Origin of the sequence: Streptomyces sp. NPDC006265, from assembly GCF_040613555.1 — a bacterium.
GTDB lineage: Bacteria > Actinomycetota > Actinomycetes > Streptomycetales > Streptomycetaceae > Streptomyces.
Genome location: NZ_JBEXSH010000971.1, coordinates 1 through 1,820, shown reverse-complemented (window position 1 = coordinate 1,820; position 1,820 = coordinate 1). Strand labels below are relative to the sequence as shown.

The 1,820-nt window shown below is 71.3% G+C and carries 2 protein-coding genes; both read right to left on the bottom strand.

What is annotated here, in order from left to right:
- Positions 1-125: 125 nt before the first annotated feature.
- Positions 126-299 carry a thiazolylpeptide-type bacteriocin gene (locus ABZ281_RS43655; protein ID WP_078615318.1) on the bottom strand — a complete coding sequence of 58 codons (174 nt, stop codon included), beginning with the start codon at positions 297-299 and terminating at the stop codon, positions 126-128.
- 163 nt (positions 300-462) lie between these two features.
- On the bottom strand, positions 463-1,820 hold a 1,358-nt coding region (locus ABZ281_RS43650; RefSeq protein WP_356663740.1), incomplete at its 5' end, for a SagB family peptide dehydrogenase.

Genomic DNA, 1,820 nt, shown 5'->3' with positions numbered 1-1,820 from the left:
CGTCGGTGACCTCGAGGGTCTCCAGCTCGTCCGCGTCGAAGCCCTCGAACGCCTTGTCCGCGTCCTGGTTCTTGATGTCCTTGGCGGTCATGTCGAAATCCTTCCGAAGATCCTGGGTGAGTGGTTCAGCAGGCCGAGCAGGTGCTGGAGGACGAGGACGAGGTGCCGATCGAGCCGCTGGAGGCGCCCATCTCCGGCAGGGCGACGCCGTCGGTGACCTCGAGGGTCTCCAGCTCGTCCGCGTCGAAGCCCTCGAACGCCTTGTCCGCGTCCTGGTTCTTGATGTCCTTGGCGGTCATGTCGCATTCCCTTCGTCGAGGCCGTCGATTCCGTCACCGGAAACCCCGGCCATGAATTTCTGGTCGCCTTCCGGGATTTGTTTCTTTCCCGTCCGGCTCTGACATCAATATTGCTCGGCCGGTCATCCCGGCGCCAGGGTTCGCGGTCGCCGGCTGACATTTATCACGGGGCGGATGACTTTTCGCCGACGCCCGGATTTCCGGGGGCGCCGAGCGGAATTGCCCAGTCAGGGCTGTTCACCATGTGCCATTCCTCGCCCGGGTTCGCGGGCAGCTCGGTGCCGGTGGCCGGCGTGCCCAGCAGGAAGTCGCCCACCGACGACTCCCGGAGGTAGTCCAGGCCCAGCACCCGGGCCGACAGGTCGGCGTCGCCGTTGCCCAGCCCGCAGGGCGCCAGGCCCATCGCCGTGGCCACCAGGTACATGGTCTGGTAGAGCACCCCGGTGTGCCGCAACGTCGTGGCGTAGGCCATCGCCCGGTACTTCCACGCCATCCGCTGGAACCGCGAGGTCACCGTGAAGAGCACGTCGGGGTGGACGTCGAAGCCCACCGAGCGGGACGCGACGCCCAGCAGTGCCCGCCGGTCCGCCTCCTCGGCGCTGACCAGGACCAGGCGGTGCGCGTAGGAGTCGTACTGGTAGACGCCCGGCTCCAGTCCGTCGCAGCGCAGCACCGTGACGTACAGCTCCAGTTCGTACAGCGAGCCGCCGCTCGGGTAGGGTCGTGAGACGACCTCGTCCTCACCGGGGGAGTCCGCGCCCGGGGTGCGGTGGACGCGCACGCGCTGCACCCGGTACAGGAACTCGCCCAGCTCGCGGGCCGTCAACGCCCGCTCCCCGAAGGTGCGGTGGGAGCGGCGGGACTCGATGGCGGCGGTCAGCGACGGGTCGGCGGCGTCGAGGTCGGCGCGGCGCGGGCGGTACAGCTCGGTGACCGGGCCGGGCGGCGCGGGCTTCACGGCGGGCAGCGGGTCGATCTCGCCCCGGTAGGGGTAGACCGCCCCGAAGACGCCGTCGTAGCGCCCGGAGCGGATCCGCGAGTGGAACAGCAGATCGTGGAAGTCCCACTGCCGCAGCACCGGTTCACAGTCGGAGGCGTACGTGCCGTCCGGGCCGGCGACCTCGGCGAAGCCCAGCCCGACCAGATGGGCCAGGACGTCGAGGGTCTCCGCCTCGCTCAGCCCGGTGACCTCCCCGGCGCTCCCGGCCCGGCCCGGCTGCCCCAGGGCGGCGGCGAGTTCACGCGCCGCCCGGTCGACCAGCACCGCGCGGAACCTCACCAGCGGTGACTCCAGAACGAGCACGCCCTCGCGCGTACGGCAGAACGCGAACCGGGAGAGGCGGACGCGGTCGCCGGCGGCCACGTCCGCGACCCGGTGCCCGGCATCCCGCGCGGTCGGCTCCAGCCGCAGCAGCTCCCTCCGCAGCGGCGGCTCGTCGTGCGTCAGCACGCTGTACGCCAGCAGCTGCCCGGCCCGCTCCAGCAGGGCGTCGGCCCGCTCCCGGCCGGCCGCGTCGAGAC

Bases quoted from the DNA above. Each gene is read 5' to 3' on its own strand.
- ABZ281_RS43655 (WP_078615318.1), bottom strand. From the start codon at position 299: ATGACCGCCAAGGACATCAAGAACCAGGACGCGGACAAGGCGTTCGAG.